This window comes from Erythrobacter fulvus (assembly GCF_028595285.1).
In the GTDB taxonomy this organism is placed as follows: Bacteria; Pseudomonadota; Alphaproteobacteria; order Sphingomonadales; family Sphingomonadaceae; genus Erythrobacter; species Erythrobacter fulvus.
The window spans coordinates 1-17,171 of record NZ_JAQQXQ010000016.1 but is presented as its reverse complement, the minus strand read 5'-3'; the positions used below and the strand labels follow the sequence as shown (position 1 = coordinate 17,171).

The 17,171-nt window shown below is 64.7% G+C and carries 19 protein-coding genes; 16 read left to right on the top strand and 3 right to left on the bottom strand.

Annotated elements, in window-relative coordinates:
* Positions 1-113: 113 nt before the first annotated feature.
* Both smpB and dapA read right to left on the bottom strand, forming a co-directional pair.
* Positions 114-596, bottom strand: a complete 483-nt coding sequence (gene smpB, locus OIK40_RS14805) for an SsrA-binding protein SmpB (RefSeq protein ID WP_273679136.1) — start codon at positions 594-596, stop codon at positions 114-116.
* Positions 597-641: 45 nt separating this feature from the next.
* Entirely contained in the window at positions 642-1,529 is an 888-nt protein-coding gene (gene dapA / locus OIK40_RS14800) for a 4-hydroxy-tetrahydrodipicolinate synthase (protein ID WP_273679135.1), read from the bottom strand.
* A gap of 98 nt (positions 1,530-1,627) precedes the next feature.
* Here dapA and OIK40_RS14795 point away from each other — a divergent pair, with 98 nt between their 5' ends.
* From OIK40_RS14795 to OIK40_RS14720, 16 genes are all read left to right on the top strand, one after another.
* Complete coding sequence (locus OIK40_RS14795) at positions 1,628-3,598, top strand: lytic transglycosylase domain-containing protein (RefSeq protein ID WP_273679134.1); 1,971 nt, start codon at positions 1,628-1,630, stop codon at positions 3,596-3,598.
* Positions 3,599-3,610: 12 nt separating this feature from the next.
* Positions 3,611-4,093, top strand: a complete 483-nt coding sequence (greB, locus tag OIK40_RS14790; protein WP_273679133.1) for a transcription elongation factor GreB — start codon at positions 3,611-3,613, stop codon at positions 4,091-4,093.
* Entirely contained in the window at positions 4,086-4,562 is a 477-nt protein-coding gene (locus OIK40_RS14785; protein WP_273679132.1) for a hypothetical protein, read from the top strand. Before greB ends, OIK40_RS14785 begins: the two co-directional genes overlap by 8 nt.
* 41 nt (positions 4,563-4,603) lie before the next feature.
* Positions 4,604-5,863, top strand: a complete 1,260-nt coding sequence (gene rlmN / locus OIK40_RS14780) for a dual-specificity RNA methyltransferase RlmN (RefSeq protein ID WP_273679131.1) — start codon at positions 4,604-4,606, stop codon at positions 5,861-5,863.
* Entirely contained in the window at positions 5,860-6,453 is a 594-nt protein-coding gene (locus OIK40_RS14775; RefSeq protein WP_273679130.1) for a class I SAM-dependent methyltransferase, read from the top strand. Before rlmN ends, OIK40_RS14775 begins: the two co-directional genes overlap by 4 nt.
* Positions 6,450-7,088: an MOSC domain-containing protein gene (locus OIK40_RS14770; RefSeq protein ID WP_273679129.1), complete on the top strand. Its 639-nt coding sequence runs from the start codon at positions 6,450-6,452 to the stop codon at positions 7,086-7,088. Before OIK40_RS14775 ends, OIK40_RS14770 begins: the two co-directional genes overlap by 4 nt.
* A 133-nt stretch (positions 7,089-7,221) precedes the next feature.
* Positions 7,222-7,686: a glycine zipper 2TM domain-containing protein gene (locus tag OIK40_RS14765; RefSeq protein ID WP_273679128.1), complete on the top strand. Its 465-nt coding sequence runs from the start codon at positions 7,222-7,224 to the stop codon at positions 7,684-7,686.
* Between the two features lie 112 nt (positions 7,687-7,798).
* Positions 7,799-8,170 carry a glycine zipper 2TM domain-containing protein gene (locus OIK40_RS14760; RefSeq protein WP_273679127.1) on the top strand — a complete coding sequence of 124 codons (372 nt, stop codon included), beginning with the start codon at positions 7,799-7,801 and terminating at the stop codon, positions 8,168-8,170.
* Positions 8,171-8,247: 77 nt separating this feature from the next.
* A complete protein-coding gene (locus tag OIK40_RS14755; RefSeq protein WP_273679126.1) occupies positions 8,248-9,024 on the top strand; it encodes an SDR family oxidoreductase in 777 nt (258 codons plus the stop codon).
* A complete protein-coding gene (locus OIK40_RS14750) occupies positions 9,021-9,692 on the top strand; it encodes a cytochrome b/b6 domain-containing protein (RefSeq protein WP_273679125.1) in 672 nt (223 codons plus the stop codon). Before OIK40_RS14755 ends, OIK40_RS14750 begins: the two co-directional genes overlap by 4 nt.
* Positions 9,685-10,434: a molybdopterin-dependent oxidoreductase gene (locus OIK40_RS14745; RefSeq protein WP_273679124.1), complete on the top strand. Its 750-nt coding sequence runs from the start codon at positions 9,685-9,687 to the stop codon at positions 10,432-10,434. Before OIK40_RS14750 ends, OIK40_RS14745 begins: the two co-directional genes overlap by 8 nt.
* 87 nt (positions 10,435-10,521) lie before the next feature.
* Positions 10,522-11,745 carry an SAM-dependent methyltransferase gene (locus OIK40_RS14740; RefSeq protein WP_273679123.1) on the top strand — a complete coding sequence of 408 codons (1,224 nt, stop codon included), beginning with the start codon at positions 10,522-10,524 and terminating at the stop codon, positions 11,743-11,745.
* Between the two features lie 43 nt (positions 11,746-11,788).
* A complete protein-coding gene (locus OIK40_RS14735) occupies positions 11,789-12,220 on the top strand; it encodes a hypothetical protein (protein WP_273679122.1) in 432 nt (143 codons plus the stop codon).
* A 153-nt stretch (positions 12,221-12,373) separates the two neighbouring features.
* A complete protein-coding gene (locus tag OIK40_RS14730; protein WP_273679121.1) occupies positions 12,374-13,594 on the top strand; it encodes an argininosuccinate synthase in 1,221 nt (406 codons plus the stop codon).
* A gap of 945 nt (positions 13,595-14,539) precedes the next feature.
* A complete protein-coding gene (locus tag OIK40_RS14725) occupies positions 14,540-15,070 on the top strand; it encodes a septal ring lytic transglycosylase RlpA family protein (RefSeq protein WP_273679120.1) in 531 nt (176 codons plus the stop codon).
* A gap of 110 nt (positions 15,071-15,180) precedes the next feature.
* A complete protein-coding gene (locus tag OIK40_RS14720; RefSeq protein ID WP_273679119.1) occupies positions 15,181-16,581 on the top strand; it encodes a sodium:solute symporter family transporter in 1,401 nt (466 codons plus the stop codon).
* A 391-nt stretch (positions 16,582-16,972) separates the two neighbouring features.
* Here OIK40_RS14720 and OIK40_RS14715 read toward each other — a convergent pair.
* Positions 16,973-17,171, bottom strand: a 199-nt coding sequence (locus OIK40_RS14715) for a hypothetical protein (RefSeq protein ID WP_273679118.1), incomplete at its 5' end; no start/stop codon positions are given.

Here is a 17,171-nt window from a genome sequence, read left to right as displayed (position 1 = left end):
GCATGGAAAGGCTGGGATCGTGAGGGTCATCGTTGGGCGTAATATGGGTAGCAAGATGTTTCTGACCAGTAGGTGAATCCGCCGGAAACCGTGAATTTTTTCGGTCGCGACCGTCACCCTTTCTCCCGCATCAGCCGTGCCTTGTCGCGCTTCCAGTCGCGTTCCTTGATACTCGCGCGCTTGTCATGCGTCTGCTTGCCCTTGGCTAGCGCCAGTTCGACCTTCGCGCGGCCGGTGCGGTTGAAATAGATCGACAGCGGCACCAGCGTCATGCCCTTGCGCTCGACCGCGCCGAACAGCTTGTCGATCTCGCGCTCGTGCAGCAGCAGTTTGCGCGGACGGCGCGGTTCGTGGTTGAGCCGGTTGCCGTGGCTGTATTCGGGGATGTTGGCGTTCACCAGCCACACCTCGCCATCGCGCACCTCGGCATAGCTTTCGGCAATGCTCGCTTCGCCTGCGCGCAGCGCCTTGACCTCGGTGCCCGACAGCATCAGCCCCGCCTCGTACACGTCCTCGACATGATAATCGAAGCGCGCACGACGGTTTTCGGCGACGGTCTTGAGCTTGTCGAAGGTTACGGGTTTGGGGCGTGCCATAAGGCCGCGCGATGTAGGCGCACGGGAGCGAAAAAGCGAGGGGGTTTAGGCAGGCAGCACGCCGGCGAGAACCAGCGCCTCGTCCACCGCCCGCTTGGCCTCGTCCGAACATTCGACCAGCGGCAGGCGCACTTCGGGCTCGATCCAGTCGTGCACGCGCGACAGCGCATATTTGACCGGGGCCGGTGAAGCGTCGGAGAACATTGCATAATGCAGCGGAAACAGGCGATCATTGAGCTGCCGCGCCTTCTTCAGCTCGTTGGCGGCGATCGCCTCGTGAAATTCGGCGCACAGCGCAGGCGCGACATTGGCGGTCACCGAAATGCACCCTCTGCCCCCGGCGGCGGCGTGCGGAAGCCACAATTCGTCATTGCCCGAAAGCTGGCAGAAGTCGCGGCCGATGCCCATGCGGTGATCGGCGACGCGCGACAGATCGCCGCTTGCATCCTTGATGGCGATGATCCGGTCGGGATACTTGGTGACCAGTTCCACCACCGTATCGTCGAGAATGTCGGTCACCGTGCGCGCAGGCACGTTGTAGAGCACGATCGGCAGTTCGCAGTTTTCAGCCAGATAGCTGAAATGGGCGATCAGCCCGCGCTGGCTCGGACGGTTGTAATATGGCGCCACACACAGGCCCGCGGCCGCGCCGGCCTTCTTGGCAAAGTTCATGTGCAGTTGCGCGTTGCGTGTATCGTTGGAGCCGCAACCCGCGATCACCGGAACGCGGCCTGCCGCCTGTTCGATGCAGACCTCGATCACGCGGTGATGTTCGGCATTGGACAGGGTCGAAGCCTCACCCGTCGTGCCGCAGGGCACCAGCGCGGCGCTGCCATTCTCGATCTGCCAATCGACCAGCCGCCGGAAGGCCGGCTCGTCGAACGCTCCGCCGCGAAAAGGAGTCACCAGAGCGGGTATCGATCCGCTGAACATTGCTTTTGTCCTGTTATGACCATTAGACTGCGAAGGCAGCGCGGATAGTGGAATCCGCGCGCACCTGTTAAGCGCCTACTAAGGAGCCGATCGGCACTATGTCCAGCATGGTCCTCATGCCCCTGCAAAAGTCTCGCCGCCTGACGCTCACCGGAATGGTGCTGGCGCTTGGCGGGCTGGCGCTGCCTCTGGCAGCCCAAGGCTATATGCAGCCCGCCGGGACGAGCGATCTGGTCGCCCGTCAACCGGGCGCGATGGACGCAGCCCTGGCACGCTGGGAAGTGCTTCAAGCCAATCGCGAACTGGGCTTTGCCGATTATGGCGGTTTTGTGCTGGCCTACCCCTCCTTCCCGCGAGCCGAGATCCTGCGCCTGCGGGCGGAAAAGGCGCTGGACGCAGAGGCGCCGACGCAGGCCGATCTGCTGCGCTATTTCGCAGCCAACCCGCCGCTGACCAATCCGGCGCGGGCGCGTTACGCACTGGCGCTGGCAGGCGCACAGCGGCCCGAGGCGTTCGAAGAAGCGCGCAAGGCATGGCGCGGCGGCGGGATGAGCGATCCAGCCGAACTCTATCTGGTCGGCCTTTACGGTTCGCAATTCACTGCAGCAGATCATGCAGCGCGCATGGATGCGCTGCTGTGGCAGAGCAATGCCGACGCGGCGGCGCGGCAGGTGGTGAACCTTGCCGAAGCCGACCGGCCTCTGGCCCTCGCCCGGCTGGCGCTGCTGCGCGGCACGCGGCCCGAGGAAGCGGGGCTGGCCGTGCCGGCGGATGCGCTGAGCGATGCGGGCTATGTCTTCAATCTCGTGAATTACCTGCGCGCCACCCGCCAGACGGGTGAAGCGGTGCGGTTGCTGGCCAACGGCCCCGCCCTCGCCCGGCCCGCCGCGGATGCCGAGGAATTCGTCGGCGATATGCTCGCGGTCGCCAAGGCGGCAGGATCGCGCGAGGCGGCGCAGATCGCGGGCCGGGTGGACGAATTGTTCGCGCCCGGCACCGACATATCACAGCTCTCCTTCACGCTGCGCGATCGGTATACCGACCTTGTCTGGCTGGGCGGCACCAAGGCGCTGTGGAACCTCGGTGACGGGGCAATGGCCGCGCCATTGTTCCAGCGTTACGGCGATGCCGCGCGCACGCCTTTGACCAAGGCCAAAGGCTATTACTGGGCGGGCCGCGCCGCGCGCCAGGCGGGCAACGAAGCGGCAGCGAAAGCCTATTTCGACATGGCTGCGCAATGGCCGCATTACTATTACGGACAGCTCGCGATTGCCGCGCTGGGGCAGAACATGCCGTCCTTCGAAGCCCTTCCCGACGTCGCGATCAGCGCCGAAGCGCGCGCCGCCTTCGATGCTGATCCGCTGGTCAAGGCAATCCGCACGCTCGCTGCCAACCGCCGCGACTGGCGCACCGAGCGGCGCTTCTTCGAGGCGCTGGGGGACGCGGCCGATACGCCGCAGGAACTGACCATGGCCGCCCAGCTTGCCGCCGAAACCGGGCTTAACGAAATGGCCGTGGTGATCGGAATGAAGGCGGGCGAGCACGGGCTTGCCGGGTTCGAACGGATCGGATTTCCCACCATCGCCACCCCGGTGGTCAATGACTGGACCATGGTCCACGCCATCAGCCGTCAGGAAAGCGAATTCGATCGCACCCGCGTATCCCACGCCGGTGCACGCGGCGTGATGCAGCTTATGCCGGGCACCGCACGCGAACAGGCGGGCAAGCTGGGCGTGCAATATCTCTCCGCCGACCTGACCGGATCGCCGAGCTACAACATCCAGCTGGGCGATGCCTATTTCGCCCGGATGATGAGTTATTACGGCGGTGCCTATCCGCTGGCCGTGGGTGCCTATAACGCTGGCCCCGGGCGCGTGAACGAATGGCTGCGGCTGAACGGCGATCCGCGCCGCGGCGAGATCGACTGGGTCACCTGGGTCGAGAAGATCCCGGCCAATTTCGAGACCCGCTATTACATCATGCGCGTTATCGGCAATGCGGTGACATATTCGCACATGTATCCGCGTGAGGCCGGATTGCCGCGTCCGATCAACACCTTCCTGCGCTGATCCTTTCGCTTAATGTCGATCAAACCGGGTCCGCCGATCACGCCCGCAGGCTATGCTGCGCTGAAGGCGCGCTATGATCATTTGCTGGGCACCGAACGCCCCGCGATCGTCGAAATCGTCAGCTGGGCGGCGGGCAATGGCGATCGCAGCGAGAACGGCGATTATCTCTACGGCCGCAAGAAAATGCGCGAGATCGACCGCGAGCTTGCCCATCTCGCCCGCCGGATGAAGGTGCTGCGCGTGGTCGATCCGGGCACACAGGTCGATCGCAATCGCGTGTTCTTCGGCGCACGGGTGGAGATCGCCGACGAGGACGACAACCGCCAGACCGTGCAGCTGGTGGGCGATGACGAGGCTGAAGCCGGCGCGGGCCGGATCGGCTGGAATTCCCCCCTCGCGCGCGCCTTGCGCGGCGCCTCCGTCGGGGATTTGCGCGTTGTCAGCCTTCCCTCGGGCACGAAGGAATGGGAAGTGCTGACGATCACCTATGACTAGGCTCGTAGCTCTTTTCCTGTTTGCACTGGCCGCGCCTTTGGCTGCGCGCGAAAGTCTTGGCGTCTTTGACCAATGGGCCGCTTTCCGCGATGACAAGCCGCAGCGCTGCTATGCCATTGCCAAGGCACAAGGAAGCCCCCCCGCCCCCGCCTATGCGACGGTATCCACATGGCCGGACAGGAAAGTGCGCGGCGTGGTGCACATCGTCCTTTCGCGCGAGGTCGCGGACAAGAGCGCGGTTCGCCTCGCGCTCGGCGGCAAGCGTTTCGATCTGGTCGCCAAGGGACGCAATGCCTGGACGAAAAACCCTGGCGATGATGCCGCGATCGTCGCAGCGCTGCGTTCCGCATCGCGGATGAGCGTTTCGGCCCGCAGCGCCAAAGGCGGCAATTTTTCCGACCGCTACGCTCTTTCCGGTGTGGCCACGGCGATCGACGCTGCAACCGTCGGGTGCGCCAAGCGTAGCTGACTGGTCAAATGCCGCGCGTGCGACTATATGGCCGCGCACCCATGGCCGATACCGCACTCATGACCATTCCGGGCCTCGTTGACCCGGTTCCCGCCGCGCGCGACATCACGCCGCGCGCCGATGGCCGCATTGACCTTATCGGTCTGCCCCTGCCGCGCATCCGCGAACTGTTCGAGGAAGCCGGTCTGGATGCCAAGGCGGCCAAGCTGCGCGCCAAGCAGGTGTTTCACTGGCTCTATCACCGCGGCGTCACCGATTTCGAGGCGATGACCGACATTGCCAAGCCGATGCGCCCGTGGCTGGCGGAACGCTTCGTGATCGGCCGCCCGCAAGTGGTCGAGGCCCAGCATTCGACAGACGGCACCCGCAAGTGGCTGCTGCGCACCGCCGATGGCCACGACTTCGAAATGGTCTTCATCCCCGACGAGACGCGCGGCACGCTGTGCGTTTCCTCGCAGGTCGGCTGCACGCTCAATTGCTCGTTCTGCCACACCGGCACGATGAAGCTGGTGCGCAACCTTACGCCGGGCGAGATCGTGGGGCAGGTGATGCTGGCGCGCGATGCTTTGGGCGAATGGCCGCGCGGCACGATGGTATCCGACGCCGACGTGATCGACGAAGATGACGAGGCCGGCCACTACACCGCCGACGGACGCCTGCTCACCAACATCGTGATGATGGGCATGGGCGAGCCGCTGTATAATTTCGACCATGTGCGCGATGCGCTGACGTTGGTGATGGATGGCGACGGTCTTGCCCTGTCAAAGCGCCGCATCACGCTGTCCACCAGCGGCGTGATACCGATGATGGAACGCTGCGGCGAGGAGATCGGGGTGAATCTCGCGGTGTCCCTGCACGGCGTTCGCAAGGACGTGCGCGACGAGCTGGTGCCCTTGAACCGCAAATACGGGATCGAGGAACTGCTGCAGGCCTGCGCCGACTATCCGGGCGCAAGCAATGCGCGCCGCATCACCTTCGAATATGTGATGATCAAGGACAAGAACGACAGCGACGACGACGCGCGCGAGCTGGTCCGGCTGCTCAAGGCCTATAACCTGCCCGCCAAGGTCAACCTGATCCCGTTCAATCCGTGGCCGGGCGCGGGCTATGAATGTTCGACGCCCGAGCGCATCCGCGCCTTTTCGGAAATCGTGTTCCAGGGCGGCATCAGCGCGCCGGTGCGCACCCCGCGCGGGCGCGATATCGACGCGGCCTGCGGTCAGCTCAAAACCGCTGCCGAGAAAAAGAGCCGCGCCCAGCGCGACCGCGAAGCAGCGGCGGCAGCAGCCCAGGGCGCGTGAGCACCGATCCGGCGACGATCGCGTTCTACCAAGAGCGCGCGCCGCATTGGGTGTTCCATTCGGGCGAACGCCACAGCCATCAGCTTGATGCCTTCCTCGACCGTCTTTCGCCGGGCGCGCGCGTACTCGAACTCGGCTGCGGCGGCGGGCGCGATGCGGCTTATATCCGCCAGCGCGGCTTCATGATCGACGCAACCGATGCCACCCCCGCCCTCGTCGCGCGCGCCAACGAGGCCTTCGATCTCGGCGCAAGGGTCATGGCCTTCCACGAACTTGACGCCGTCGGCGAATATGCCGGCGTCTGGGCGCAGGCCAGCCTTCTGCATTGCCCGCGTGACGCGCTTCCCGATGTCCTCGCCCGCATCAACCGCGCGTTGGCGCCGGGCGGATGGCACTTCGCAAGCTTCAAGCTGGGCGAAGGAGAGGGGCGTGACCTGTTGGGGCGGCTCCACAATTTTCCCTCGTCCGACTGGCTGATCGCGGCCTATACCGATGCCGGTTTCATCATCCGGAGCCGCGACACCTATGCCGGCAAGGCGAGCGACGGCACCCAGCGCGACTGGATCGACCTTATCGTGAGCAAGCCATGAAACACGTGATCGAAGCCGTCTGCACCGGCACCGCCCGCCCCTTCAACGGCGCGGAAACCAGCGCGATCATGAAACGTCCGCGCGAAGGCCGGGTTCAGGTATTCACAGACGGTCTCGCCCCCGACGAACAGGCCGACCGCCGCGTTCATGGCGGGCCGGAAATGGCGCTGCATCTCTACCCGCTCGATCACCACGACTGGTGGCGCGGCGAAATCGGCGATCATCCCGCGCTCGATGAACCGGGCGGCTTCGGATCAAACCTCGCCGTGCGCGGCCTGACGGAGGACATGGTCCATATCGGCGACCGCTTCCAGCTGGGCAGCGCCGTCATCGAAGTCAGCCAGCCGCGCCAGCCATGCTGGAAGATCGAACACCGCTTCGGCAGCAAGGGCATGGTCGCGCGGATCGTCAAGACGGGGCGCAGCGGCTGGTATTTCCGTGTGATCGAGACAGGCGAGGTCGCTGCGGGCGATTCGCTGGAGTTGATCACACGGGGCGCAAGCGATTGGAGCGTGGCGCGCGTATTCGCCGCGCTGCTGGGCGGCAAGGCGACCGGGACGGAGCTTTCGGAATTGGCCGAACTGGCCCCTCTCGCATTGAATTGGCGTAAAAAAGCAGCCGCAAAACGCGCCTGACAACGCTTCGCCGCACACACGGCACAATCCGTCCAAGCCTGCTGTTTCCCAACAAGCCGTTCATCCTGCGTTCGAGTTAGATGAACGAAAAGGGTCGTGCTCCATCGGGGAGCCGCCACAAGGGAAACGAGACATGAAACACCTAGCCCTGATCGCCGCCGCCGGGTCGCTGGCGGCCTTTGCCGCCCCTGCGCAGGCCGCAGAACTGCGGGCTGCGCCCGTGCCCGTCTCGGTCAGCCTGCATGACAGCAGCGCCCTATCGTTCGCACCTGTTGCCGCATGGGGCGGCGACTGGGATGATGACGACTGGCGCGACCGTCGTGACCGTCGCCGCTGGCGCGAACGTGACCGCGACCGCGACTGGGACGATGGTCGCCGCTTCCGCGGGCGCGATCGTTACTGGCAGGGGCGTGACGGGCGCTGGCGCTGCCGCCGTGATGACGGCACGGTCGGCCTGCTGGTTGGTGCTGGTGTCGGCGCATTGATCGGCCGCGAGGTCGACCGGCGCGGCGACCGGACGCTCGGCACGGTTCTCGGAGCCGTTGGCGGCGGCCTGCTGGGCCGGGAGATCGACCGCGGCGGCGCGCGCTGCCGCTGATGAATACGACAAGGCGGGCTGTTGCGGCGACGGCAGCCCGCCTGTGTTCACTTCAAATCAAGCATCATCCGGCCATTTCTGGTAGGGACAGCGAAAGCAATAAGGGACTGCCATGAAGAAGATCGCCATCATTTTCGCCGCGGGTGCCATGACGCTGCCCCTCGCTGCACCGGCACAGGCCGACCCGCCGCCGCACGCGCCCGCCTGGGGCAAGCGCGCCAAGCAAGCCCGCATCTATGACGATCGCGGCTTCTACCTCGAACCGCGTCGCCTGAGCCGCAACGACCGCGTATGGCGCGGCGATGACGGCCGCTATTATTGCCGCCGCGACAATGGCACCACCGGCCTTGTGATCGGCGCCGGCGTGGGCGCACTGGCCGGCGCCAAGCTTGCCCGCGACAAGACGCTGGGCGCGATCATCGGCGGCGTTGCCGGCGGTTTGATCGGGCGTGAGATCGATCGCGGCGAACTGCGCTGCCGCTGATCGCCGCTTGCGCGATTGAAGCGCATCCGTGGGGCTGTTAGCCCCCACAGGATGCTGATTCCGAAAGACAGACCCGCATGACCCGCCCTGCCGTTCTCGTGACCGGCGGGGCGACCCGCATCGGCGGTGCGATCACCCGCGCGTTCGCCGCCGCAGGCTGGCACGTGGTGATCCATTACAAATCCTCCGCCGCGCAGGCTGACGAACTCGCCGCCACCCTCCCGTCTGCCGAAACTGTCGACTTTGATTTGGAGAACGACGAGGAAGCGGTGGCCGCGATCCTGCGCCTCGCCAACCGGCTGCCCGACTGGCGCTGTCTGGTGAACTCGGCATCGGTTTTTCATTACGACGCTGTAACCGCGCTCGATCCGGGAACGTACAGGCAAGCGATGCAGGTCAATGCCCTTGCCCCGGCCCGGATGAGCCAGACGTTTCTCGCCCACGCGGCGAGCGCGCAGACGCGCACGGTGATCCAGATCACCGACATGAAGATCGCGAACACCAATCCCGATTTCTTCAGCTACACCATGTCCAAGCACGCATTGGCTGCCACCATCGGGATGTTGGCCAAGGGCGCGCGCAGCCCACAGGATCGGGTCTACGGCATCGCGCCCGGTGCGATCCTCGCCAGCCACGACCAGAGCGAGGAGGAAACCGAATTGTCCCACCGCATGAATCTGCTTGGCCGCAAGACCGGCGCTGACGAGATCGCCGACGCCGCACTGTTCCTCGCTAACGGGGCGCTGCAGAGCGGAGAGACGCTGTTCATCGACAGCGGCCAGCACCTGCTCGATCAGCCGCGCGACGTGATCTGGCTGGCGCGCGAACTCGCCGCGGCGGAGCGAGGCGCGTGATCGTCCACGCGCTCTCCACCCGGCTATGGCACTGGATCAACGCGGCGGCGATCGTGGTGTTGTTCATGAGCGGCCTGAACATCTCCAACGCGCACCGTTACCTCTACTGGGGCAATTACGGTTTCGATCCGAAGGATGCCTGGCTCAGCGTGATCCGCTTTCCGGGCTGGGCGACGATCCCGCAGCGTTATGATCTGGCCGAAGCGCGTGATTGGCACATTCTGGCCGCCTGGCCCTTTGCGCTGGGATTGCTGTTCATCTGGGTGGCGATGCTCGCCAACCGCCATTTCCGCCGCGACCTTGCGACAAGCCCGGCGGACTGGACACCGCGCGCTTTCCTCGCTTCGCTGCGGGCCCATGGCGCAGGCGCCGATGCGGCGGAGCACGGCTACAACCCGGTGCAGAAGATCCTCTACGGTCTGGTCTTCGGGCTGCTGTTGCCCGGCATGGTGTTGACCGGCCTTGCGATCAGCCCGGGGTTCGAACCTGCCGCGCCGTGGCTGGTGGACCTGCTCGGCGGACGCCAGAGCGCGCGGTCACTGCATTTCATTGCGGCCTGGGGGATTTTCGGCTTCGTGGTCGTCCATCTGGTGCTGGCGCTGGCCGACTGGCGGCGGATCGGCGCGATGATCACTGGCGGGAGCAGCAGGGAGACGACCAATGGTTGAAATCAGACGCCGTTCGCTGCTTGCTGGGATCGCGATGCTGGGAGCTGGCGCGTGTTCGAAAATCGCCGACAGCGATGCGGGGCGCAGCGCGGTGAAAACAGCGGAAGGCTGGCACCGTGCAGCGCATCGTGCACTGGCGGGCAAGCAGGGTTTGGCGCCTGAATATCGCCCCGAAGATCGCTCGCCGACCTTCAAGGGCAATGGCTCGATCACGGTCGACAGCGATTTCTACCGCGCCGAGCTCGCCGGCGGTTTTCCCGAATGGCGGCTGACGGTCGGCGGGCTGGTGGAACAGCCCCTTGACCTCTCGCTCGCCGATGTCCGCGCCCTGCCCCAGCGCACCCAGATCACCCGCCACGATTGCGTCGAAGGCTGGAGCGCGATCGGCGAATGGAGCGGGCCGCAGCTTTCGACGCTGCTTGATGCGGCGAAGGTGCGCGAGGAAGCGAAGTTCATCCTCTTCCGCTGCGCCGACACGCTCTATGGTCGGCCCTATTACGAGAGCATCGACATGGTCGAGGCCTACCACCCGCAAACCATCATCGCCCATGCCCTCAACGGCGAGCCTCTGCCCGAAAAGAACGGCGCCCCGCTGCGGGCGCGGATCGAACGGCAGCTGGGTTACAAGCACGCCAAGTACCTGACCGGCATCGAAGCGGTCGCCAGCCTCGACCGGATCGGCGCTGGCAAAGGCGGCTTCTGGGAAGATTACGCAGGATACCAGTGGTACGCGGGCGTTTGAACTCCGGCAATTGACGCACTTGGCCGTTTGCAGCCGATCCCGCTATGACATGACGTTCATAACGCGATTGCCCGCAAAAGGAATTCCATGAGCAAGGCCCTCCTCGATCGCTTTCTGTCCCGCAGCGTGAAGCAGGGACGTCTCGGCGTCGTGTTCGCCGATGGCAGCGCCAGTGCCTATGGCACGCCCGCGCCGGGCTTTCCCGAAATCGTGCTGCGCTTCACTGACGACAAGGTGCCGCGCGACATCATCATGGACCCGCGCCTAGGTGCGGCAGAGGCCTTCATGGACGGCCGGCTGCTGATCGAGGACGGCGACGTGATGGGCCTGGTCAGCCTGCTGCGCGCCAACAACGCATGGGACAAGGGCGGCGATATCGGTCAGGCGAGCATGCTCAAGCGGCTGATCAACCGCGCCAGCTTCACCGCCGAACAGATCAACAACCGCGTCGGGTCGAAGAAGAACGTCGCGCATCACTACGACATTGGCAATGATCTCTACGCGCTGATGCTCGATGCCGATCACTGGCAGTATTCCTGCGCCTACTGGCCCCGCGACGACATGACGCTGGCCGAAGCGCAGGGGGCGAAGCTGGCGCATATCGCCAAGAAACTGGCGCTGCGCGAAGGTGACGAGGTGCTGGATATCGGCTGCGGATGGGGCGGGATGGCAATCCATCTGGCGAAGCACCACGACGTGCGCGTGACCGGCATTACCCTGTCGGAGGAACAGGCTGCCCTTGCCCGCGAACGCGTCGCCGCGGCAGGAGTGGCAGACAGGGTCAGCATCATCCTTGAAGATTATCGCGACACTGCCGCTTCGGGCCGCAAGTTCGACCGGATCGTGTCGGTCGGTATGTTCGAGCATGTCGGACGCGCGCAGTTCGAAACCTTCTTCGAAGCCAGCGCCAACATGCTGAAGGACGACGGCGTAATGCTGCTCCACACCATCGGGCGGCTGGGCATGCCGGGCACAACCGATGCCTTCACCCGCAAATACATCTTCCCGGGCGGATACATCCCCGCACTGTCGGAAACGCTGGCGGCTAGCGAGAAATTCCGTCTGATCGCCGCCGATGTCGAAACACTGCGGCTCCACTACGCCAAGACCATCCGCCAATGGTATGCCAACTGCATGGCCAACCGCGAAAAAATCGTCGCGCTATTCGACGAACGCTTTTTCCGGATGTGGACCTTCTATCTCGCGGGTGCGGCAACCGTGTTCGAACATGGCGGCATGTGCAATTACCAGATCCAGTACGTGCGCAGCCGCCACGCCCTGCCGATCACGCGGGATTATCTTTTCCGCTGAGGCGGTTTGAAGGTCAACGCGCCGCGAGCAGCGTCACAGACCCATGATCGTCAGCATGGTCGCCATGCACGTGATGCAGCCGTCCGTCGTGGACATAGTCAACATGCGTACCGTGCTGGACTGTGAGGTGTTCCTCGTCCGCATGACCATGCATGTGATCGTCACTGGTAACAGCCTCGGCCAGTTCTTCGGCCTCCGGGTTGGTCGAGCTCACTTCAATCGCATGCTCGTCAATATGGCCGGCATGGGTGTGGTGAAGGTGGCCGTCATGAAGAAAATCGACATGTCCGGCATGTTCAAGCGCCTGATGACCACAGCCCTTGCCGTGGGAATGGGCGTCATGTCCGGCATGAAGCACCTCGTGGGCAAACGCCGGGGCGGCGGCAAACGGCAGTGCGAGGGTAACGAGAAACAGGGATCGGATCATATGACGGCCTCCATCAACAACGATCCCGCAGCGCGCCTACATCATTGAGACTAGCAAGTCACCTGAAAAACCATGATACCATAAACCATTACGCCTTTATGGCCGCTCTGGCCCGCGTTACGCCTAGTATCGCGCATTGCCTCGGGCGGGCGGCACTGATACGGGCGCGCCCGCAAGACCAACGCCCAAGGAAGCATGCAAATGGCCCAGCCCCAGAAAGTCGTCCTCGCCTATTCCGGCGGGCTCGATACCAGCGTCATCGCCAAGTGGCTGAGCGTGGAGCGCGGTCTGGAGGTCGTCACCTTCACCGCCGATCTGGGTCAGGGCGAGGAAATCGAACCGGCGCGCGCCAAGGCGCGGGCGATGGGTATCCCCGACAACCACATCTTCATCGAGGATCTGCGCGAGGAATTCGTGCGCGATTTCGTGTTCCCGATGATGCGTGCCAATGCCCGCTATGAAGGCGACTACCTGCTCGGCACTTCGATCGCGCGGCCCCTGATTTCCAAGCGTCTGGTCGAGATTGCGCATGAAACCGGCGCCGATTTCATCGCCCACGGTGCAACCGGCAAGGGCAATGATCAGGTGCGCTTCGAACTGTCGGCCTATGCGCTCGATCCCGATATCAAGGTGATCGCTCCGTGGCGCGAATGGGACCTCACCAGCCGTACCGCGCTGATCGCATGGGCGGAAAAGCACCAGATCCAAGTGCCCAAGGACAAGCGCGGCGAAAGCCCGTTCTCGACCGATGCGAACCTGCTGCACACCTCTTCCGAAGGCAAGGTACTGGAAGACCCGTGGGAGGAAACCCCCGACTATGTCTATTCGCGCACCGTCAATCCCGAGGACGCGCCCGACACGCCCGAATACATCACCATCGATTTTGAAAAGGGCGACGGCGTCGCGCTGAATGGCGAGGCGATGAGCCCCGCTACGCTGCTGGCGGCCCTGAACGATCTTGGCCGCAAGCATGGCATCGGGCGGCTCGATCTGGTCGAGAACCGCTTTGTCGGCATGAAGAGCCGCGGGATGTACGAAACCCCCGGTGGCGAGATCTACGCCCGCGCGCATCGCGGGATCGAACAGATCACGCTGGATCGCGGCGCAGCGCACCTGAAGGACGAGCTGATGCCGCGCTATGCCGAGCTGATCTATAACGGCTTCTGGTTCAGCCCCGAACGCGAGATGCTGCAGGCCGCGATCGACCACTCCCAGGACAAGGTGACGGGCACCGTGCGCCTGAAGCTGTACAAGGGGCTGGCCGGCGTCGTTGGCCGCAAATCGCCCTTCTCGCTCTATTCCGAAGCGCACGTCACCTTCGAGGACGACGCGGGCGCCTACGACCAGAAGGACGCGGAAGGCTTCATCAAGCTGAACGGGCTGCGGTTGCGACTGCTGGCCCGGCGCAACCGCGACGCCTGATTCCGTTCAGATCACGAGTTCGCCGGCGAGTCGCCCGCTGCTGCAGCCGGCATCGCGCCGCACAAATGACATTTCGGAGACGGTTTCGTTCCCGTCCGTGCCATGCTTTCGCGACAAATGCGACGAAGCGTTGACTTATCCACTCTCGTCCACAGCAGATCCGGGGAAAAGTGGAAAACTCGGGGTTGCCGATGTTGCCAGAATGCCGGTTGAGGCGCACTTTCAACTTGTCTTCGGGACACAAACCAACCGGAACGGAAAGCCGCAAGGCCTTGAAGTTTTGAAGGTTTATTTCCCAAGGATGGCGGTGGCAACTGTCCACGCGCCTGTCGAGAGAAGGTCTGCAAGAGGCTTCGGCCAAATGCAAGTCGGCTCGTTTGAGATGGGAGCGACGCTATGCCGCCGGACAGGCCGGGAACCTGGCCGGATCGGGTGATGGAGAAGGACGCAAGTCCGGATCTGCCGCAAGCCCGGATCGGTAAAGGGACGCGGTCTCGGCCAAGCAACTGCGCAAGGCAGCGAACATCGGGGTCTTCGGGCTTCGAAAGGGCGCAGCAGGGCAGGAGCAAAAGCCGGATGCCGGCGCGAGCGCCGGTGACAAATCTCTGGCAAGGCCGGCCGCAAGGCAAGGCAGCGAGAGGCTAGACATCGGGCGCCAAGTACGCCCCGGAGCAAACATGACGGAAGGTTCGCCGGAAGTCTTGCAAGCAAGGGGTGTCCACACGCCGGTGAGAGTGGGGTCGGCAGCAATGCCGGCCCCATTTGCTATGCGCGCCATTTTCCGGAAGCGCGATTCGCTGCGGTTCGCCAGCGCCCGTCGGTCCGGAATGCACAAAACGCTTCGCCGCAAATCTTTCTCGCTTCATGCCTCAACGGCACTGTCGTGGCGACGACACGTTGGCACGGTTTGCCTTTTTCGCGGTCACGCTTCTAGACGCATCGTCCATGTGGAGGGGACAGCGTAACCAAAGCCTGAAGGCCCGCAGCCTGCGCACGGCGATGATCGCCGGTGCGCTCGGCATGGCCCCCCTTGGCGCCTCGACTGCCGCAACGCCCGCAGACGGCACCCTGCCGCTCGAAACCACCGCCGCCGTTGCCGAAGTCGTGCCCGAGATTGCTCCGCTCACCGAAGCCACGCTTCCCGAAAGCGCGGAAGAGATCATCGATGCCCCCGCCTCCACCCCGATCGGCAGCGGCACCGCTTCCTATTACGGGCGCAAGTTCCACGGCCGCCGCACGGCCAGCGGCGAGGCCTTCGATATGGGCGCGATGACCGCAGCCCACCGCACCCTGCCCTTCGGCAGCCTCGTGCGGGTCACCAACCCCGCCAATGGCCGCAGCGTTACTGTCCGCATCAATGATCGCGGTCCCTTCAGCCGCGGCCGGGTGATCGACGTCAGCCGCGCCGCCGCCGAGGAGCTGGGGCTGATCGCGCGCGGCCATGCCACCGTCGAACTGGAACTGATCGAGGGCTGAGGCCCCCTTCCCGTTCCGCCCCTCCTTGCGTCCGCGCGGCGGCATGCTAGCACCTGTCGCGCGCCGGTAGCGACCGCCCGGCATGAGCTTTCGCAATCGGGGGTGACGGGGTGACGCTCACGCTGACGCTGATCCTGCTTTATGTTTTCGCGCAGGTGCTGCTCGCCGCATGGGCCGGGCGCGGGGCGAAAACGGATGCCGATTACCTCGTCGCCGGACGCAGCCTCGGGCCCTTTGCCGTCGCGATGAGCCTGTTCGCCACCTGGTTCGCCTCCGAAAGTCTGATCGCCACCTCCTCCGAAGTCGCCAATGACGGGCTGGCCGGCGCGCGAACCGAGCCCTTTGCTTATGCCCTGGGCATCCTCGCCATCGCGCTGTTCTTCGCCCACCGGCTGAGGAGCGGCGGTTACATCACCATCGCCGATTTCCTTCGCGCCCGTTTCGGCCCGGCCACAGAGGTGCTCTCCGCCGGAGTCGTCGCGCTGTCGGCCACCACATGGTCGGCCGCGCAGCTCTATGCCTTTGCCACGATCATCGCCGCCGCTTCGCCCTTCGACTTCCCCACCGCACTCGCCGGAGCCACCCTGCTGGTGCTCACCTACACCCTGTTCGGCGGGCTTGCTGGCGACGTGGTGACCGACATCGTGCAAGGCGTCATCATGGTCGGGGCGATGCTGGTGCTGGCCTTCCTGATGTTCGACGCCCACGGGGGCGTTGCGGCGGCGGTGGCGAGCGTTCCCGCGCAGGCATGGTCCTTCACCCTTCCCGGAGAGAGCTGGACCGGCTGGGCCGAGCTGTGGCTGATCCCGATCGCGGGCACGATGGTGAGCCAGGAGGCGCTGGCCCGCACCCTTGCCGCGCGTTCGCCGGAGGTCGCCCGCAAGGGGGCGCTGGCGGGTGCGGGGATCTATCTGCTGGTGGGCCTCGTCCCCGTCAGCTTCGGCTTGTTCGGCCCTTCCCTTGCCCCCCTGCTCGGCGTGGAGTTCGGCGCGGACGAGGCCTTCCTGCCCTCGCTTGCCGAGGCGCTGTTCCCGTCATGGCTGCACATCATCTTTACCGGAGCGCTGCTGTCGGCGATCCTGTCCTCGGTGGACTCCGCACTGCTGGCGGTTTCGGCGGTCGCGGCGGAGAGCGGGTATCGCCGGATCGACCCTGCCGCCTCCCCCCGCACCATGCTGCGCGCAGCAAGGGGCGCGACGGTGATCGCGGGGGTGATCGCGGCGTTGCTGGCGGCATCGGGAGAGAGTTTGCGCGACCTTGTGCTCGATGCCGGAGCCATTGCCGCGGTGCTGGCGGTGCCGATCATCATGGGGCTGGCCGGAAGGGGTCTCGGTACCCGGGCGGGTCTGGCGGCGATCGTGGTGCAGGTTGCGGTGCTGGCGGTGCTCGACTGGTGGCTGGGGGTCGAGGGAGCCTTCCTGTGGATGATCGCGAGCGGTCTGGCGGTGTTCGCAGGGATCGCATGGATGGAGCGCCGGGCGGGAAATCCGCAAAGTGCCGAGATCGCGTGAGATCGGGCGAAAACGGCCGAGAAACGGCCCAAAAGCGGTCTAAAACGGGCCAAAAGCGCCCAAAACCGCCCTTGCGAGGGGCTTGGCGCGGAATGTTTCACGCTTAGAGCATTGAATTTGCTTTCTTAAAAATGTTTCACGCGGGGATGGTGCCGCGTGTGGTGCCGGAGTGGTCTTTTGCAGGGCCGTTGCGAAGCTCGTCGGGGCTGATGGCAGTCAAGCGGACGGAGACCCGCGCCGACGCTTTCCGGCGATCGAACGCGCGCAGAAGGGTATGTCGGGGGTGGGGGTGTAGGAAAGGGGGGAATAGGCCGCGCATTCAACGCGGTGGTCTTGAAAAGTGAACAGCTTAGTTTATTTTTGCCTCATGCCTCTGGCGATGCTCACGGAGTCAGCCGATCTGATCGGTGTGGCGAGTGAGCAGGACGGCGAAGCACTGGGCGGCGCAAGCACTCAGGGCCTCGCGGGTATGACCGGCCCCCACTGAGTGGTCCGTATTGATTGTTAGTTCAAGATTGTCTCCGGCGCCATGGCTGTCCGGAGGTGGAGCGTAGCGGAACCGGAGGGCAGCCATGGCGGCGTCGCCGTTT